The following is an 18852-nucleotide window of genomic DNA, read 5'->3' as shown; positions in this document are numbered from 1 at the left end:
TGCTCTTCCGAAACATTCAGGCTGAGCAACGATTGAATATTGCCGCGATACGATACGGTGACCTCTGTGAGGACACCGTAAAATTTCACTTACTACGACTTACGACGGGTTACCTTAGGAAGTTGAATGAGACGTCCTTTGTTATATAAAGGTCCCATATCAATCTTCTCTTTTCCGGGTACAGGTAAGTAACCCAAGCCTTCGTGAGCGGCATTTGCCAATAGACCATCATCCTGATCACCTGACCAAGAGAAGATCCCGCCCAATTTCATTTTGGTTGCATAAATTCCCTTATGCAGCACAGTCCGGGGGGTATCCAGTGAAATCCAGTGACCACCGTCAGCATTAAAGAGTGCGTCAGCGTCAGTTTCTGTGTCTGTCACCAGCTCAAACTGATTTTTCCCGCGTGAAATTTCATATTCCGCATCGTATTGGTTATTCAACAGACAGAAGAATTCCGGTGCACCTTTTTCCATGGTACCCAGTGGATCCCCTGTTCTGTTATAGCTGCGTGTTGCCAGATCAGCTCCCAGGCATGAACGCCCGTAGTTAGCAAAACCGAGGTGAATTTGTGAGGGTTTTATACCTTGTGACAATAAGAAACGAATCGCTTCATCTGCCGAGTAATCTATCTCTCGGTCAGGATTGGGTGGAGGAGGGGTATCGCCGTCATATTCATATTTGGGTGGATACAGGTTGGTATGATGACCGATATATTCCGCCCAGCCGGTACCAAAGAAGTCGTAGGTCATCACAAAGATATTGTCTAAATAAGGATAAATTTCTTTGAAGCTGGATTTCTCCATTTTGGCAACGACGGCACTACAGGCTATCGTGATTTCTTTACGTGCCCGGGTTCCAAAGGTTATGTCCAGTGCTTCACGTAGCTCTTTCACTAACAGAACATAGTTTGGGCCATCATGTTCCGGGTCGAATTCATTGCCTTCTGCACCTGAGGCTCCGGGGTATTCCCAGTCGATATCCACCGCAGTAAACATGGGAAAACGCCGGAAGAAGTCAACGATGCTATTCACGAATGTAGTTCGTTGATTGGGATCTTTGGCCATCTCAGAGAAGTATCCTGACATACTCCAGCCGCCGATACTGAATGCGAGTTCCAGCTTGTGCCCTGCCTGCTTTGCACGCTCTTTCAGATTACGTAATCCCCCCAGTAAACCGGAGGCTGCATCCTGATTATAATATTGCAAGAAATTCTTCGGGCCGGCATCACGGCGCTGATCAGCGTCCAGACCGACATTGCGTGTGGTGCCTAAATCACCATAAGGATCGACCGGTACAATATGGCCGGGTGTAATAGGGGCAATCTGACCGCTGCTGGCTTCTGCTTGCAGATTCCAACCGTCAACGACCTCATTAATCCGTTCGGATAACTTGCCTTTATCACCGTTGACGGCCATAAAACTGAAAATCAAGCGGTCGTAGGCTGTAGGCGGGATTTTTTCCAAATCAAAACCACGACCGGGGGCATCGTCGCTGGCCAGTGCAGTGTTACCCTGTGTTTCCGGAGACAAACGCGCATCATACTGGCACCAGTCGGTAATATAAGCTGAGACTTTAGGTAGCGGTTCTGTGTTTTCCGGATCAACTTCATATTCGTTGTACATGGACTTGGCAACACGTGCCGAGGAGTAACTCAGATGAGTTCCGCTGCCGTCAGGTTTATATCCCACCTTCTGATACGTTTCTTCTGTGAGTTCATCATGTTGTAATATCTCGTTTTTTTCTCCCGGTGGTACGGTAGGCGTACTCGGGTTTCCGTGATCGGCAATTTCTTCCGGTGTCGCATCACGGACATATCGCCAGGCATTCTCATAGACCGGCAAATCAGGTGAAACATTGCGGTCTGGAATATGCCAACGTTCAACCCAGCCGATATTTTTAAAGACTGCACTATCGTAAATGACATACCAAGTTTGACCACCAGATTGATTCTGCCAGGCAACCAGCGATTCACCTACTTCGCCGTTAGCATCAGACATCGCTTTAATTGAAGGGTATCGATAAACATTTTGAGACATAATTTCACTTCCGGCCCCGTTATGTTCCGGGGCCAGCTCCTGATATTAGTTAGAATTGTCTTGTTTTAATTGATGTTTATTCAGACGGCTACGAACCTGCTGGCTGAACTCACTGCTTCCACCACTCACATCGCGCGCGGTATAACGCAGATGGAGGATAATATCGCTCAGTGACTCCAGCAGTTGATCCTGATCGGAGCCAAATTCAAGCTTCCACTGTGAAATGGCGCCTGTTCCTTCAAAAGGCAGGAAAAGTTCATCATCAAAATTGAGCCTGAACATGCCACTGTCTTCCATGGCCGTTGAAATCACCACACTTTGATTGGCTTGTACGTTCAGCAAAACATTTTCGGGTTTGGTGTGTTCCAAAGGGTTAAGCAGATAATCGACAGTTTTCAAATCGGCAGTACTGTTAAGCATATTGCTGAGTTGTACCAGTGAAGCCCGTACATCCTCATAAGGCCCCAGCAATGCAGGCAATGACAGCGCTACCGTTTTTATGCGCCGATCAGCGTGGGTCGGGTAATCGCGCAGGAACATATCGGCATTTAGTGAGAAGGTGAATGAACCCGTGCTCTTGCCAATTTCCCATTGTGATGATGTCAGTAATGATTTTACCGATACGGTTTTTACTATTTCCAAACGTCTGGTGTTATGTTGTAAATACGCCTGATCCATCCGTTGTAAGGCTAATTTCAGATGCTCTCCGACCATCAGCCCCTGATAAAGATCATTCCAGAGACCACTTTGGACGAAATTCATATCATACTGGCCTGTTTCGTACTGCCAGGAGGCTTCGGCCAGTAAACAGAGGGAATTAACCGCATCATAGGCTTGCAGGTAAAGCCCGGAGATTTGGCTGATCATCCACATGTATAACGCATCATTGGTAAAACGGTTTGAATAGTACTCCAGCAGAACTTGATCCTGCTCATGCTGGGCTTCCAGTTGTGCCAGCTGGGTTGTGCTAATATTCAGTTGGCGTTGCTGAACAGCAATCTGTGCGTCAATCTCCTCAATGTTGATATCCGCCTGTTTGTATTGCAGCTCCCATTCTTGCTGACGGCGACGGTAATTTTCTGACACGCTCAGACTGGTGGCTTTGGCATTTTTACTTTCAACGTCAATGCGTATCCCTTCACCGATTGCCCGCAGCATACCGCCAAAGACCATCCCGCCGACCGCAAGACCGAAAATATTGGGAACCATATCCGCCACGGCCGCTGCAGTGGCGGCTGACTGGGCTGCTATCACACCATCAGCAGCACTTGATTGCAATGCGATAACTTCCTGCTCGGTGGTGGAGATGTTTTCGTCATAGAGCGATTTATAGTGTTGCTGGCGCTCCTGAGCGGCACGTCGGCTGATGGTCAGCGCATCCAGTGAGGCCTGTTGCATATCAATCGCTTGCTGTTGCAGATTGCGGGTAAAACTGTACAGTCCCAGTTGTTGTTGCATACGGAAGTGTTCAAAGTCAGTATTGTCTTTTTTCTCCAGCAAACTGAGTAGCGTAGCTCCATACTGGATCAGCGTTTCTACCGCCTCTTTTGCCCGGTTCATAATCGGGATGAAACGATAATTCGGGATTGCCCGGCGTTTCATGCCCGCCATACGATTAGTCACGACACGTTGGTAACGCTGCTTGAGCAGATCTTGTGGGCTGATGGGTTCATCGTATAATCCGGCCGGAAACTCTTTACCATCCAACGTCAGATTATGGCGTAGATTGTATAGACGCTGATCCAGCATTTGCCACAGTTTGAGATATTCCGTATCAACAGGTTTGACAAATAAATCAGACTGTGCAGCAGAGACGGATATATCGTATGCCACTGGCAGAAGTGGCATGGTCTCGGCAGAGAGCATTAGCTCCTGTACCCGAGCTTCACTGCTTTCATACTGAGCCACATCTTGTAGTGTGCTAGGTTGCCAGTTTGCCGCGAGCAGAATATCAGGGCTGGTACCCAGTAACATATTGACGGAGTCATAAATTTGCCGGGCCACAATACGTGCACTGGATGTCAGCTTACGGTATTCCATGTCCCCCTGATCTAACAGATTTTTGACATAGAAACGGAATATTGCTTTCCGGTAGTGAATGGGTTCACTGGCAGCAATGGCGTCCGGATCGGTTGGCTCAATTAACATCCGGTACACGGTGGGCGGCGGATCAATGATCGGCCGTGAATTCCAGTAACGCGGTTTTCCCTGACTACTGGCTTGAACAAGTTCATCCTCCAGCGGATTAAAAATATAGTGCAGCCATTCGGTGGCCTCTTTTAATCGTTGTTCGATATTCAGCCGCCACGCGACCAGGAATGGCATATGGAAAAACAGTTCCCAGAAATAGATCCCGTTTGCGCCATTTAAATCAATTGGCGTAGGGGATGAATCAGGCATGGGTTGTTCTGTAATAAGCTGTGTATTCCAGCTCAGTACCTGCGGGATGCCCTGACTGGCAATGGCGATCAGTTTCTTTGCGAACAACGTGTTAAGACGAATGTTTTGTGGCGCGTTACCATTTTCATCCGCTGGGAAAGAAAGGAATTGTACCTGATCCTGTTCATTGAGTTTAATCAGTTCGCGAATATGCATACCGATTCTGAACTCTTGCGTGCAGGTGGCACTCATATTACCGATACCACCTTGGTTGGGTTTAAAGAGGAGTTCGGCTTTCAGTGTGATTCGATTATTCGACTCCAGCTTTATTGATGGATACGTTAAATCAGGTACTTTTTCGTTCAATACCAATGGTTGTTCAACCAATACCTTATCACCGTGCATCAGATAAAAAGAACCGTCGTAATATTTATGATCTTCTATGTCACCAAAATTAAAGTCAGACTGAGCGACGATCTCCAGTGTGTCATCAGTGCCATGAACAAAATTGGCAATCAGTTTGATGCTATCCTTGCCGAAACCCGTGTCTCCTTTCTGTTCGGCTTCTCCGGCAATCGGAGAACGCTCTTCCCGGGTTGCCGGATAGAGCACCATGGTACGGTAATCGATAGGGTGGTCTTCTGCATCCTTGTGTTCACGTGAGTAATACCAGACCAAACTGCCGACATATTTCCCTTTTCGTCCATCCTCATACATATCGTCCGGCAGATCGGTAATTTCTACCAGCAGCGTGTCACAGACATAACCAAAGGCTTCGTCAAAATCATAATCACCGTGTTCATCCGTTCCCTGAAGACGGACAAAGGGTACAAGAGCCAGTAACGGGTTATGCGGGTCCTGCTGTATATCCATCACAGCAACCATCTGAGTCATCCGGTATTGCAGATTGTCTTCGCGCAAAATGGTAGGTGTACTCCAGCTACCATCATACTTGGCATAAGCAATTTTGATCCGGGTCAGGAACGGCGTAGGGGGAACCCAATCACCTGCGGCTGGAGTATAACGAGACTCAGCATTTTGGTTATGCAGTAATAACGCTGTTGTATCTTTTTTTTCAGACTGTTCTTCAATTTCCGTCCAACTAATATACAGGCGGTTGTTCAGGAAAATGGGGCGTATCAAATTGGGGTCCACGCTGCCCAGCGGCAGATCGATAGGTTTCCACTCACTCCAGGCATTGGGGGATAATGCATCAGTATCAGGGTGGCGTATCGAAAGATTCAGTGAGCGCCAATAATATTGGTATGGTTGTGTACGGGTACGCCCGACAAAGAAGAACTTATCGCGTTTGATGTTAACACCATCTTCATAACCTGCGATAACTTTCAGGTTACTGACATCTTCAAAATTGTTCAAATAACCGAGTACAGCCTGTTGTACGGAATCTTCGGTAATTTTTCCCTGATTAAGGGCACTTTCCAGTTGGAAAAAGAATTCTGTTTTATTCAGGCGTAACAATGGTTCCAGATAGCTTTCCGGATAAGTCCGTAATAGACGATCCGCAGACCAGTAATTATAACGATTCGCAAATTCCTGCCAATTTTCGCTCTCTTCCGCCGTCATAAATAAACCGGGTTCAATATTCAGTGACACGCGGTTAACAAATTGCTGCAATGAATTGGTCGCAAGTGAAAGTCGTGTTGCTTTGACCTTGGCGGAGGTCAGCAGATCCAGCAGGAGATAGTCGCAGGCATCGTCAACATCCTTAATTTTATCGCGCTGACTTGTCATGTCAGGTGAATAGGCAACGACCTGTCCAAGGTAGAAATCCAGCAGTGCATCGCGCTGTGATTCCAGCAAGCGCTCTTCAATAGGTTGGGTAACTGAACTCATCGTTCCTTACTCCTCTGATGGGTACTGGGTTGCCGCAATAACCGCTTCACCGACATGGATTATCTGGTCATAGGGCGGAAAAGGCGGTAACGTTGCGGCTGTCATTAATGGTGTCACTGACAAGCCAGTCTGACGTGATAACGCCATGACACGACGTAGCCAATCAATTTGTTCCATATTTCTGGCACGGGTTGGGGCAGGATCAAAATGTTGGGTTGCCAGCTCAATTTCATCAGCATCCCACTCAAGTATGTCGGCAAGCTTTTCAGCGCAGTCTCGATCAAAATCTTCATCGTTACGGACGTCGCGCTCCGACTGATTGGCAAAAGCGAAATACTCGATTAACTCATCTTCACTAAACAATGAACTGGTTGCCCAGTTACGGAACCGGCTCAGTGCCCAAATTTCATGCACGGATAGCGGGCTGTCATCTATCAGCGGTAATCCGAGCCATTCAGGCATGATGATACGTAATGAAACGATTTGAGCTTTGAGTCGTAACTGCTTAATCAGCATGTTATTTATCGCCAGATGATAGGTGATATGCAGCAATTCATCGCTGATATCCAGCGGAGTGCGCAAGTGTCCGCCTCTGGTTGCTCCCTGTACATAAATTTTGCCCAGGAAATCGGGAACACTGCTGCCAATCCAGCGTAATAACCAAGGAACGGTATCGCGTCCAGTGCCGTACTCTCGTGTCACGCTGGTGGAAACCAGATCTTCCTGCGCCGTTTTCGCCTGAGTAATGACCTGTGTTAATGCGGAAACGGTGATAACCACACTGTCTGGATCGTTAATGATTTTTTCAACGATAGGTGTCAATACTGATTTCAGATAATCTTCATCGCTCTGACCCCAACGGAGTGGATAAACATTGACGAGTCCATTGCTGGTTACCAGCATAGAAAGTTTGTCAAGCCAGGTTTCTCCCTCAGGGAGTCTGGGGATATCCCCTGCGTTGAAGTTATTCTCGGTGAGTAAGGTTTTGGGAATGCCTTGCAGCAGATTGTCGAAGAATGTCACACTGTTATCAGTTGCAACCACTGGCAACATAACACTTTGTAGCATCAGGCAGAATTCTTCCGGTTTCAGTTTGCTCTGTTGCAGCCAAGCAGCAACTTCTTCCAAAAGCAGAATAATATCCAATAAGTCAACTTCTGTGGTACCTGAACCATCCGGTGTCAACAGGCTTAACCGGGGTTCACCAGCCAGAATATGAGATGAGAATTTCCCGCTGGCGCTTAATGCGTTTATCAGCATCATGCCCTGTTCAGGGGTTAAATTGAATAGCCGAGGAACGGTAACCAGACGATAAAGAGCCGAAATAACAGGCAGTGAACATATTAACTTGCTGGATGGCAGATTAAAGGCGGTGTTTACCTGTTCAGCTAACAATTGGAAGGTGGCCACAGTGATTTTCAATCCGGCGCACAGTTGTTTAATCGTTCGTGCATCGTTACCACGAGTCGTGTTGTAATCAAAAGTACGATTATCAACAAAGAAAGGTTCATCAAAGAGTTTGGGTTGATTGAATACCTGATCCAAAAAGGCGGGATTTCCGCTGACAGCAAAAGGCGAAAGTGTATGTAAGACAGTTGCGAAAGCAGAAGCCGACAATTTATAACGAGTGTTGAGATGACGGAATAAACCTAATGCACGCAACGTATTAAAATTTATCTCCAGTGTTAGGTTATTTTCACCTTCTGCCCGCATTGCGCAGGTTAATAACCAATCCAAATCATGATGCGGTATTTCTAACCAGCGTTGTAAGCGAATTAACCGTTGCAGACGATCGAAACGCTGATTTGTGGTTGCAGTCAGACTGCGGGGGCGTTGAACATCAATACCAACGGCTTCTGGCTGACCGACATTGAGGTAACAGGCCCCCACCTGGAAAGGTAGTGGAAAACGTAATGTGCTTTGTTTATTGGAAAATATCGGGTTAGTAAAGCTGATATTCGCGGAAACAACCGGACTGAAATCGCCCCAGGCAATGGCCTGCTCGATCTCTTCTGCTTGCCCCTTGATCCGGTCAATAAGAAACAGAATTTCCGGCAGTCTATTACGCTCACTGAGTTCCAATCCATAGTTCTTCCTGAAGAAATCTTCTGCCTTAGGGTAAAGTTGTTCAGCAGATAATGCTTTGTCAGATAACACCAGATGATATTTCAGGGTCAGAAAAGAGTGTTTGTCATCCTTTTTTTGTGCCTGAATGGTCAGATCACCGAACCATGGACCGAGAGAGAGATCTACATCTTTGTTGTCTTCGTCGTGCCAACTCAGTTGAAATTGACGCGGGTAGGGCGGATTGTCACTGAACGGTTGTAACCGGCGTTTAGCGCGTTGACAGGTAAGAACAGACTGTCCCCGCAGTGTGATAGTTGCTGATTTTCCGTCTTTATTTTGGCATTCAACGTGAATTTCATCATAAGGTTCCCGTGATGCAGGTAACGGCGTTAAGGTCAGTGATTCTGGACCCTGTGCCCCCTGTTGCTGAGGAACAATATAACCATGCTGGGAAAGATCAATATCGGTTAAGGTTTCAGTGGTGCTGCCACTTCGGTATTGGGCAACAAGTTCCGGTTGTGTCAGGCTGGTAGTAGGAAAAGGCGTCTCTCCGGTGAGCAGCTCCATTTGTCCCTGACTCAGCTGAGTCGCTGCCAGTATTACGCTGTTGGCGGCGCCAGGTTGCACTTCCGTGCAAAAATCGGGCAGCTCCTGATGGAGTGCCTGAATCACTCTGGCCAGAGATGTATTTTTATCGGCTAAGCCAAGTGTGACCTGTAGCGTTGCGAGACTGAAAGGCAGAGTGTAAGGGTAGTACGTTTCTCCCAGCACTTGGTTAACGGGTTTGCCAGTTTCCTGACTATGGTCGATATAATCAGCGGCGATAAATGAGAGAATTTCATTGACTATCTGTAACGCCGGAAGTTCCTGATTCGTGTTATCGCGATCCAGTAACAGTTCTGGAATATCTGGACGTCGTTGGGCAAAAGCAATCGCACCTTCGGTTGCATCCAGTTCAAGCTGGCGGGCGAACTGATATAACTCCAGCAGATAAGCAATGGGGGAATTCAGTGCTTCAAGTGCACCGGGTTTACAAAAATTGTCCCAAGGTTCCGGGAAAAGATCCGCATAGTTGGGTAGTTCCGGTTGTCCAGAAGCAACACGGGCCATACGCAGGGTTTCGGCATCACGTAATCCCCGTTCACGGGCGCTGTGAATCAGCTGGGTTGCGTAGCTGAGCGCGTTTTGATAAAGCGTTTCTGCTTGACCGTTAAAATGATGTCTGTGGCGGCGTCTGAAGCGTGATGGTCCGACTTTGACAATATCAAATACCGAGAAATATCCCCAACGACTGAGTTCATTATGACTCTGTTCTATTGATTGCAGTCGTTGTACGGAGTGCTGGGCCTGCATAAATGCAGACGCCAGCAGAGGCGTTACAGTTTTCTCATCTGTCGATGTTGTATTCATGTTTTATCACCCGTTAAGATAAATCACGGCGTTCACTGCCCGATTATTGAGCAGTGAACGCCGCGCATTGGTTGGGTTGGGTAATTAATCCAATACGCTATTTAAGGTATTGTCTTATTGGGATAAATAGAGATTACTTTGTCTTGTTTTTTGCCTTTTCTGCTGCGGACAGGCACAAAGGCGCCATATCAATGCGCGGTGTACCTACCGTCGCGGCACCGAGTCCTTCGCGTGCGGCATTGGTCAACAGGCCGTTATCGTGGTCAATCATCCAGATAAACATGCCGCCAAGTCCTTTTTCTTTGACGTATTTTGCTTTTTCTTTCACGCTGTACGGGGTATCCAGTGACATGAATAGGCGGGATTCTTCGTTATAAAGGAACTCGGCTTTGGCAACTTCATCGGTATGTACGGTGAAGCCATTGATGCCATCCATATTGCTGTCGAGGTAATTACGTAACAAATCCGGCCATTCGGTGCTACCTGATTCGAAGCTTCCTAATGCAATATTGCCTCTCGGCGTATAGCGGCCGTAGATTGGGGAAATGCTGAGTATTGATGCTTGCTGTGCGTTTCGGGTATAACCGGCATAACCGATATTAATTTTCTGCGGTTCGATATGAAGTTCATCCACCAGGTAATTGACCGCTTTATCTACTGAGTTCTGAGTTTCTTCTTTATCAGGGTTAAGTTTTAAGGCAGTGTGATGACCTAATGTTTCAGCCCAAGGTGTTCCGAAGAAATCGTAGGTCATAACATTAAGTTTATCGACCCCCGCTTCCAGCAGTAGCGGAATATTGGCGGCTTCCAGCCCTGCCGGTACGGCAATAGTAGCGATACTGATGGTGATATCAGGCAGTTCTTTACGAATTTCTTTAATGAGTTCGGCAAAGTTATCTGGATCTTCCTCATCATAGCTATTGTGTTCTTCGCCCTTGTAGTTTGGGTATTCCCAATCGAGATCCAAATCGGTAAACATGGGGAAGAGATCAAAGATTTTTTTCAGTGACTTAGCTAGACGCTGGCGCAGTTCGGACTCTTTCGCAATAAAATGGAAAGCTTGGCTCATTGACCAGCCCCCCAGACTTAGGCCAATCGGCGTATCTGGATATTTTTCGCGTAATTTCACCAGCGCACCTAATACACCCTGTGCGTTCTCTGGTGTAAAATCGGTCTCTTTCCAGCCGGGGAAACCGCAGTTAAGGTAGGCACCGGTGTCCCCCCAATAATCGGTAAAAGTGGCTTCACCTTTATGATTCGGAAGATCGTCTTTATCAGATGCAATTTTGAAATCGATAGCCGCTTGATTAATGGTTGCTTCTTCCAGTCCTTCATCACCGATGATACCCGCGAATCCGACTACAATACGGTCAAAATAAGGCAGGGGGCTGCCTTCGTCCAGTAGTCGCATAATATCGGTACCACGGCCGCCCTTTGCATAATCTACATTGGTATCACCGGGGGCATTACCATAACGGGAATCATAAGTTCCCCAGTCAGATAAGTAGCCGAAAACTTCGAAACCTGAGACTGATTCATAGTGGTTAAATAAATTTTTAGCTATTCGTCCCGGCGTATAACTTAAATCACTGTCTGCGGTTGAGGGATCAAATTCATTAACCTCATAGGTTTTTTCTGTAGCACCGGCACCCCAAATTTCACCGGGTTTGGTTTCTGTGCCGGGATCGGGGATGATAACGAATGGGTTGTTATTCAGGTTTGTATTTTTGGAACTTGACATGATAGATCTTCCTAATAGGTTATAAACGTTTTTTGTGAGGTGATTCATCACTTTTTCAAGGCCACACGAAAAAGAAAAAGCCAGTGAACTCATCTGTCGGTTAAATGACAGTTCTCAATTTTTAAAACTTGCATCTTCAAATTCATTAGGTATAAATTAAAATTAACGGATTTTATTTTTTTCAGAATATACAGATCCTCACCATTAAAAATAGAGTTATTTGTCCTTTATAAAAATGGTGTTTTATTATATATTTTATATCATGACATTATATATTCCTAACAAGTGTAAACTGTACCAGAGTATTTACTTTTGTATGTAAATGATATTATCTAAGAATTTTATTACTTGTGATATTATATCGTTATTTTCTTTTTGTTGTCACCTGATCACCTGTATTAACTAAAAACAAAAATTAGCGGATTAATAATTTAAATAATTCATTCGATTTCTTATCATATCGCATTTTATTGGGGTAATTATTCAATCGATTTGTGGAAAATCATAAATCAAGACTCCGCCAGATTTTCGCGGAATTAGTTCACCTGAAATAAAAAAAGATAATATATATCTGGAGTTATAAAGAGAAATGTAATCATCAAAATTTAATGAATAACACTTCAATAAAATGGCTCATTCTATTCGGAAATATCATTATAATCCCTATATACGAGAGCTTTGTTTATTGCTCTGCATTCAATGAAAAACAATAACCACTTTATAATAACAGAGAGTGTTTTTATGACTGAAGATGATGTTTACCTTATTCATAACAGTTCAGGGGCAGATAAATGCCCTGCCGGAAAACTGGCTCTTTATACAAACATAAACTTTAATGAAACTGAAATCGGAGATATATTAGTTATATCCCCGAATATTCAACTGGATACGGAACAATTAGAAGGTTATGGTTTCATTGTCGGTGGGCATGATGGTGTATCCAGTGTTGTCAACAACATGAGCCAGAATGCCACGCTGATTTCCGGTCTTTATCTGGACGGGGAAACTTTGACAGTCAGTGCGGGGAAACAAATTTCGTCCCTGGTTAATTATCCCCTTGGATCAGGGACATGGAACGATGCAGTCAACTCTGTTGTTTCAGCTAATGTCACAACGGTAAACCTGACTATGACTCTGGAAAGTGGTATCAGCATCCAGACAGGAGAAGAATACTCAGCTCTGCTCCAGATTAAGAACAACAGCAGTACGACTGTCACAGGTGCTACCATTGAGGCAAGTTCCGGTAATCCGGATATTTTTACCGTTGACTCATTCCCGCCTGCTGTGGATATTCCTGCAAATGGAACATCCTCTCTTCGTATTCCTTTAACCGGTGAAGGCCAAGGGTCGGCTGCTTTAAATTGCAGGTTATATACGCCATTAGGAATTATAAACAGTGGCGATAATACAATGGACACCACTATTACGGTGACAGCGCAAAGAGACTTGCAAGTTACACAGGAGTATATATCACACTGGAAAAAAGAGTGGGATAAACCAGAATATATCTACAGTTATAAACTCATCTTAAGTTCTGCTGAGGATCCAGTATCTGCATGGGAACTGTCATTTCTTCTCCCTGAAGGCGCTGAACCGGATCCTAATTGGCTGGCGAGTCAGAGTAGTTGGCTCACTCTTAACACAGAAAAATCTGTAAATGGTGAGATTTATCTGGACAGTATTTCTGGCCATGTGATTGCTCCAAATCAGGATGTTGAATTAGATATTCAGATCCTCTACCCCGGAGAATCTACAGATTATGAAACCCTGCAAAATCTGAGACTTGAGCAATTATCCTGATAAGGGGTTGAGTAGGCTTACGCTAAGAGCATAGTTTTCTGTTTTATATACCGACAGTAATTACTGATGCTGTTTTTATGTTCTCAAAAAACAAATTCGAGGGCGAACAGATAAGCAGAGAAATACGGGTTGTGTTGCATTATGGTTTGAAAGTTATCAGAAAGTCGGCTTGCTGATTTTTTAGGCTGCTAGCAGGGTATGGGCTCGTTCTGAACGAGCCGAACCCAAGCATCGTTCGCACCTGTCGTTTGATGTTTCGGTGACCTTGCTCTATCAGATTATTCAGGTATTTGTTTTGCCGGATTTTGATGCGATTTTTCTTCGAGAGCATAAAAAAGTGTGGGGCACTTGAGTTATTTAGCTGTAAAATTAGTGAATTAACCGGATAGTTACCCATTATTGGTCCATAAATATTTATACTGTTAAGTGACTCTTCACTATGTCAATACTCTGGTTTGACAGTTTTCTTTAGCTGCTTTGCCGCATAAGTGCCCCGCGGTTTTTTATGCTCTCGATGATTAATTGGCTCCTAGGCATAGGATTGTGCTGTGTATAGCTGTGTATAAAAGTAAAACGCATAGTAACGTAAGTAATTTTAAAATTCCCATTAAGGATTCCTACGGTCATATTAAAATAACAGTGTTTGATAAATGGGTATCAGTGATTGTGTTATAGGATAAAAGATACGAGGTTTTTCTTTGCAACTCGCCGAAAATACAACATTTCTTCTAGGTCGAGATGAAGTTAAACCACCACACGCATTCTCCATATCTATCGCGTTTAATTCTAATTCTGATGGCTCAATATCATCATAGTTTAATCGTCTGCCCAATTGGTGACGTAGCCGGAAAAAATAGTTATCATCCTCTGTCATTAATGGCACTCTGGCATCTGATTGTCCCTGTTCAAGTTCTGCTGTAATTGCTAAAGCAAGAAAATTTCCAAGATTTGATGTATCTATTACTATTCGTTTTTCTTTTTCATTTTCCAGACTAAGTAATCCAGGATGAGTTAGACCTAAAGCATGTCCAAATTCATGAGCTATGGTTTGATAAACTACTATTTTTGCAGCTTGATGTTCTGTATAACGCTCATTTAGAGCTCTTCTAATGGTATTGAAAAAGTCTCTTGAATAAGAGAATGTATTCGTTAGAAACATTCCCGGTCTGTTAAACTCTGGCACTGGATAATGCTCCAGGATGTCAGTCGGCAAAACGAACGTTGTCTGAGCTAAATTTTCACGCGAACGCAAAATAGCCTGTTGTGCATCATTTGGCCTAGAGATTTGAAAATCAGCTTCACTGGGTGATCCCTGAGGGACTTCGGTAAGGCGAATGGGACTCCCCCTCGCTATAAAGCGTTGATTCCACATGTATGCCGCATTTCTCACTAATGGTGCAACATCAATAATAATGTTTCTTTCTGTTCCATCACCATTATCAATGGAAACTGTCACTGACCCTATATTTTTATCTATTCTATATCTCAAATTATTATTAAAAAAATCAGCGGGATTATAGATTTGATTGCTAATAGCTATAGAGCAAACGTGCCTATTTGGATTTAAGTAAGCCTCTGGATCATAGCCAAAAGAATTAAATGTTGCTAATGATAAGATCATGCAAATAAATTTCATTTTAGACTCCATTACATAATATTTCATTGTTTCTACCGATATGTTTTTGCTCTTTTTTGATTATTAACCCTCAAGGTATTTAGATAGGAGTTTATGTGGCTGCAAACAGTATGGGCAGGGATGGCTAAACCGATATTAGCCCCGTCCCACACCGCCATAATGTATCATTAGTTTTAAAAAAATAATCAACTGAATTAATTCGTATTAAATGGCCCCAAATAAAGAAGAGAATAATAAAAACTTTCTTATAAATCCATTTTTGCTAAATCGACAAACCCGATCTATAACGAGCCGTGTCCCATTCCAAGCGCCACAACACCGTTACCATAACACCTCATAATTTTTATCGGTGACCCAGAGGAATAGGCTGTTAATAAAAGAGTATAGGCAGCCCGTGCATTTTGGGCGGCCACCATATCATCTGGAAATATTGTATTTTGTTTACTGCTAATGTAATTATAAAAAGAGAGTGTTATTGCTTCTTTTGAACCTTTGGGTAAAAAATTGAAAGTAACGCTGCCATCATTCTCATTATCTACCCCAATATATATGGATTGAACATATCCCGTTTTTTTATCGTTTGCATCACAATTTCTTGCAAAGGCATGACCCTGCATAACCATAATAATAAAGATGCTAATTAAAAATTTAATTTTCATATTATATTCCTTTAGATTTGAATAAATTATCTATCAAAATGGCGTCGCTATGCTAAATAGTATGTCATACGCCTGAACAGTTGTCGGACAGACTGATATATGTAATTAAAAGGCTACAAAAAATAAGGTTAAACTTAATATGATTGAATCCCATATTCAAATGCTATTTAGGATTTTTTACCATAAAGTGATATGTAAAAACAAATTAATTTAATTTAACTGAATTTGTTTTACATAATACATTCCTCTCTTTCATTGTGATGTTGACGATACGCCCTGAGTTATCAGGGTGATGAGGGCGTTATCTTTCGCAACAGAGGATATCCGTTGATTTTCATTACTCTCTGATTTTACCAAATTTTGTCAAAATTTGACTGACGGCCACCGGGTCGGCACTGCTGCACTGACCGAGAAATTGCTTGCGCAGATTGAACGTTTTTCCCGGATTAAAACGATGACGTTTCTTAAAGGAATTAATGCGAAAAACGGTTTTTTCTGCACTTCGGCATTCGCTTCCGCTGCTATTGCCGGTCACTTTTCCAGGTTCTGTCGGGCACTGAACAATGCCCTGGAAACGCGTCATATTGGAGAGCATAAAAAAGCGTAGGGCACTTTGTTCAGTTAGCGATAATATGAGCCACTCAGCATACTTTTATCCGGCACCTCACCATGAAAACTTATATCGAGAAAGTAGCCCTTCGGGGTATCAGTCCTATGGTCTGGCGTCATTTTAGGCTGTCTGGGGAGACTTCTTTAGCGGCTTTTCACTATATTATTCAGTTTGCTCAGGGATGGCAGGATGATCACCTTCATCAATTTCGTATGTAAGGCAAAAATTACGGCATTTCCTATTCTGGCGGGATTGCGTTTCCGGATAACCCTGACAAAATCACGCTGGATGATTTTGAATTTGATGCCAGTGATCGTTTTACTTATGAGTACAACTTTTTCGAGAAAGAGGCTGAATTAGAAGGACTGCCTGATTTTCTCTCCGGCGCTCCCCGAGAATGGGAGAAGCGGCCAAAACCGGGAAAACCGATGACGATAGACATTGATAGGGGCTATGTCAGAAATCGAGATGATAAAAAACACCATTTCTAAGTCATCGTTGGAAAATCGTTTTCTGTTAATGTTCCGGCCAAACGCTTTGGTTTTGTACAATGTCTGGAAAATCACCCCAGAAGAAAACTGATGGCTCAGTTATCTTCACAGAGAATACAGGCTAATCAACAAATTACCTTCTTGGCGTGTTTTTTTACATCATTGAACCTCAAACCCCGTTGTTAAGAGCTGAATTTTTCTAAATATTCATCCAATGTATTAAAACAATCTAATTTCGCCGTAGGTAGTTTTATTCTCGAATAACAAGCAATACTCGCCAGTTTTAATTATTAGAAAAATTCATATGTTATTTGATAATCAATAAATTGAGATATCATTTCAAGCCCTTATCCAAGGCAGGTTATCCATTAAGAAAAGCAATTACGGCTGTAGTATTAGGCGAGGAAATAGAAGGGAGGAGATGCCTTGCTCAATCAAATATGGATCATCGGACAATATACTCGTATGCTGGCTAGTAATAGCCATAATCACGGGGGGAAATTATCAGAGGATACCTTGTCTTTGCAGATACAGATGGATATGGTGCGCGATTAAATTTAGGCTGATAAATCAATAGAATATGAGGAAAAGCAGTATCGCTACTATCACATATTAAGGGAGCAAGTAAGTAATAACCAATATCGTTCCATCTATATAGATAATGTCGCCTGTATGCAGGACGTGGATGGCATCGGGGCATAACCTGCAAGTCGGAACAGATCATGATGTGAATATTCTGACGGGAGAGCATCAGTAGACCCATGATGAATATATTATTCGGATTTCAAATGGAGGCCTTATGATTGGACTCAATTCTCAACCCATTCAATTTGCTTATTGGGTGCCTAATGTCTCAGGTGGATTGGTTATAAGTAAAATCCAACAACGTACTCACTGGGGTCATACTTATAATCGTAGTCTGGCTCAAATCGCCGAAAGTGTAGGTTTTGATTATGCATTGACCCAAATTAGATTTACTGCTGGATATGGGGCTGAAAACCAACATGAATCGGTGACTTTTTCGCAAGATCTGCTTTCGGTAACAAATAAACTGAAAGTCATCGCAGCCCTTTTACCGGGAGCGTGGAAACCTGTACTGGCTGCTAAACAAATAGCAACAATTAGTCAGCTTTATGGGTCCCGCATTGCTGTTAATATTGTTAGTGGTTGGTTTCGTGGTGAATTCAAAGCGATTGGTGAACCGTGGTTGGATCACGAAGAGCGTTATTTGCGTTCTGAAGAGTTTATCCGTTGTTTGAAAGGAATCTGGTCACAACCCGCTTTCAGTTTTTCTGGTGATTTTTATCGCTTTCATGATTATGTCTTAAATCCTAAACCTCTTGCACCACTGCCGGAGATTTTTCAAGGGGGGAGTTCCAGAGCGGCCAGAGATATGGCGGCACGTGTTTCTGATTGGTATTTTACTAATGGTGGCAGTGTAGAATATATTCGGACACAAATCGAAGATATCAGAGCCAAAGCGTTATCAAATAATCATCAGGTAAAAATAGGTGTTAATGGTTTTGCTATTGCCCGTGATGATGAGCAAGAAGCTCGCGCAGTACTACAGGATATTTTAGATAACAGTGACTTTGAAGCGGTGAAAAGTTTCCATCATGAAGTACAAAATGCAGGAAATGCCTCGCCAGAAAAAGAGGGTAACTGGGCAAAATCAACTTTCGAAGATCTTGTACAGTATAACGATGGCTTTAAAACCAACCTTATCGGCACACCGTTACAAATAGCTCAGCGAATCATTGAATATAAGAAGGTTGGTGTAAACCTAATGTTACTTGGATTTCTGCATATGCAAGAGGAGCTGGAGTATTTTGGTAGAAAAGTGATTCCGCTTGTTCGTGAATTAGAGCAACAAACTGATTAGTAACATAATATTTTTGTAGTGGATCACAAAATCAGGACACTTATCGGGGAGCGAACTTAATCTTATTGTCATGTTGAATATTGGCGTCATGCTTAACTGTCCGGCGCTCAGTCACCATTCATTATCGTGTAAACAGGCATACTAATATATTCCATGAGTATGCCTGTTAATTGGTTATCGACTAGTACTACAGCCGTAATCCCTATTGTGCCATGATGGGGCTCTTCTTCCTTAAATAAAAGGCGGTGTCACATGCCATCCCCTGCCAAAATCTGGGAACAAGA

11 protein-coding genes and 2 pseudogenes are annotated in these 18852 nt (G+C 43.5%); 5 read left to right on the top strand and 8 right to left on the bottom strand.

All coding sequences use genetic code 11. The annotated features are described in order from the left end of the window. Positions 1 to 92 precede the first annotated feature (92 nt). The 4 genes from Xvie_RS17725 to Xvie_RS17710 form a co-directional block, all read right to left on the bottom strand. A complete protein-coding gene (locus tag Xvie_RS17725; RefSeq protein ID WP_086110498.1) occupies positions 93 to 2039 on the bottom strand; it encodes a glycoside hydrolase family 18 protein in 1947 nt (648 codons plus the stop codon). 45 nt (positions 2040 to 2084) lie between these two features. Next, entirely contained in the window at positions 2085 to 6272 is a 4188-nt protein-coding gene (locus tag Xvie_RS17720) for a Tc toxin subunit A-related protein (protein ID WP_086110497.1), read from the bottom strand. 6 nt (positions 6273 to 6278) lie between these two features. Then, entirely contained in the window at positions 6279 to 9749 is a 3471-nt protein-coding gene (locus tag Xvie_RS17715) for a Tc toxin subunit A (RefSeq protein ID WP_086110496.1), read from the bottom strand. 133 nt (positions 9750 to 9882) lie between these two features. Further along, positions 9883 to 11490, bottom strand: a complete 1608-nt coding sequence (locus tag Xvie_RS17710) for a glycosyl hydrolase family 18 protein (protein WP_086110495.1) — start codon at positions 11488 to 11490, stop codon at positions 9883 to 9885. A 741-nt stretch (positions 11491 to 12231) separates the two neighbouring features. On the opposite strand from Xvie_RS17710, the gene Xvie_RS17705 reads away from it, so the two are divergent. Further along, positions 12232 to 13290: a hypothetical protein gene (locus Xvie_RS17705; protein WP_086110494.1), complete on the top strand. Its 1059-nt coding sequence runs from the start codon at positions 12232 to 12234 to the stop codon at positions 13288 to 13290. 208 nt (positions 13291 to 13498) lie between these two features. Here the strand turns inward: Xvie_RS17705 and Xvie_RS17700 are convergent. The 4 genes and pseudogenes from Xvie_RS17700 to Xvie_RS17685 form a co-directional block, all read right to left on the bottom strand. Further along, positions 13499 to 13600 (bottom strand): annotated as a pseudogene (locus Xvie_RS17700) (IS6 family transposase); the annotation flags it as partial. A gap of 318 nt (positions 13601 to 13918) precedes the next feature. Then, the gene (locus Xvie_RS17695) at positions 13919 to 14926 is read right to left on the bottom strand and encodes a hypothetical protein (RefSeq protein ID WP_086110493.1); all 1008 of its coding nucleotides are present in this window, start codon (positions 14924 to 14926) and stop codon (positions 13919 to 13921) included. A 281-nt stretch (positions 14927 to 15207) separates the two neighbouring features. Beyond that, complete coding sequence (locus Xvie_RS17690; protein WP_086110492.1) at positions 15208 to 15585, bottom strand: hypothetical protein; 378 nt, start codon at positions 15583 to 15585, stop codon at positions 15208 to 15210. A 337-nt stretch (positions 15586 to 15922) separates the two neighbouring features. Beyond that, the gene (locus Xvie_RS17685; RefSeq protein ID WP_086110491.1) at positions 15923 to 16168 is read right to left on the bottom strand and encodes a hypothetical protein; all 246 of its coding nucleotides are present in this window, start codon (positions 16166 to 16168) and stop codon (positions 15923 to 15925) included. 86 nt (positions 16169 to 16254) lie between these two features. Between Xvie_RS17685 and Xvie_RS17680 the strand changes: the two genes are divergently transcribed. From Xvie_RS17680 to sfnG, 4 genes and pseudogenes are all read left to right on the top strand, one after another. Next, complete coding sequence (locus tag Xvie_RS17680) at positions 16255 to 16413, top strand: IS1096 element passenger TnpR family protein (RefSeq protein ID WP_086110490.1); 159 nt, start codon at positions 16255 to 16257, stop codon at positions 16411 to 16413. Between the two features lie 126 nt (positions 16414 to 16539). Next, positions 16540 to 16833, top strand: a pseudogene (locus Xvie_RS17675) (ISKra4 family transposase); the annotation flags it as partial. 279 nt (positions 16834 to 17112) lie between these two features. Then, on the top strand, positions 17113 to 17241 hold the full coding sequence (locus Xvie_RS24225) for a hypothetical protein (protein WP_279625683.1): 129 nt from the start codon (positions 17113 to 17115) through the stop codon (positions 17239 to 17241). Positions 17242 to 17485: 244 nt separating this feature from the next. Continuing rightward, positions 17486 to 18568 carry a dimethylsulfone monooxygenase SfnG gene (sfnG, locus tag Xvie_RS17670; RefSeq protein ID WP_086110489.1) on the top strand — a complete coding sequence of 361 codons (1083 nt, stop codon included), beginning with the start codon at positions 17486 to 17488 and terminating at the stop codon, positions 18566 to 18568. Positions 18569 to 18852 lie beyond the last annotated feature (284 nt).

It is taken from the genome of Xenorhabdus vietnamensis, assembly GCF_002127535.1.
Classification (GTDB): domain Bacteria; phylum Pseudomonadota; class Gammaproteobacteria; order Enterobacterales; family Enterobacteriaceae; genus Xenorhabdus; species Xenorhabdus vietnamensis.
This window is presented reverse-complemented; position numbering and strand designations above follow the sequence as displayed.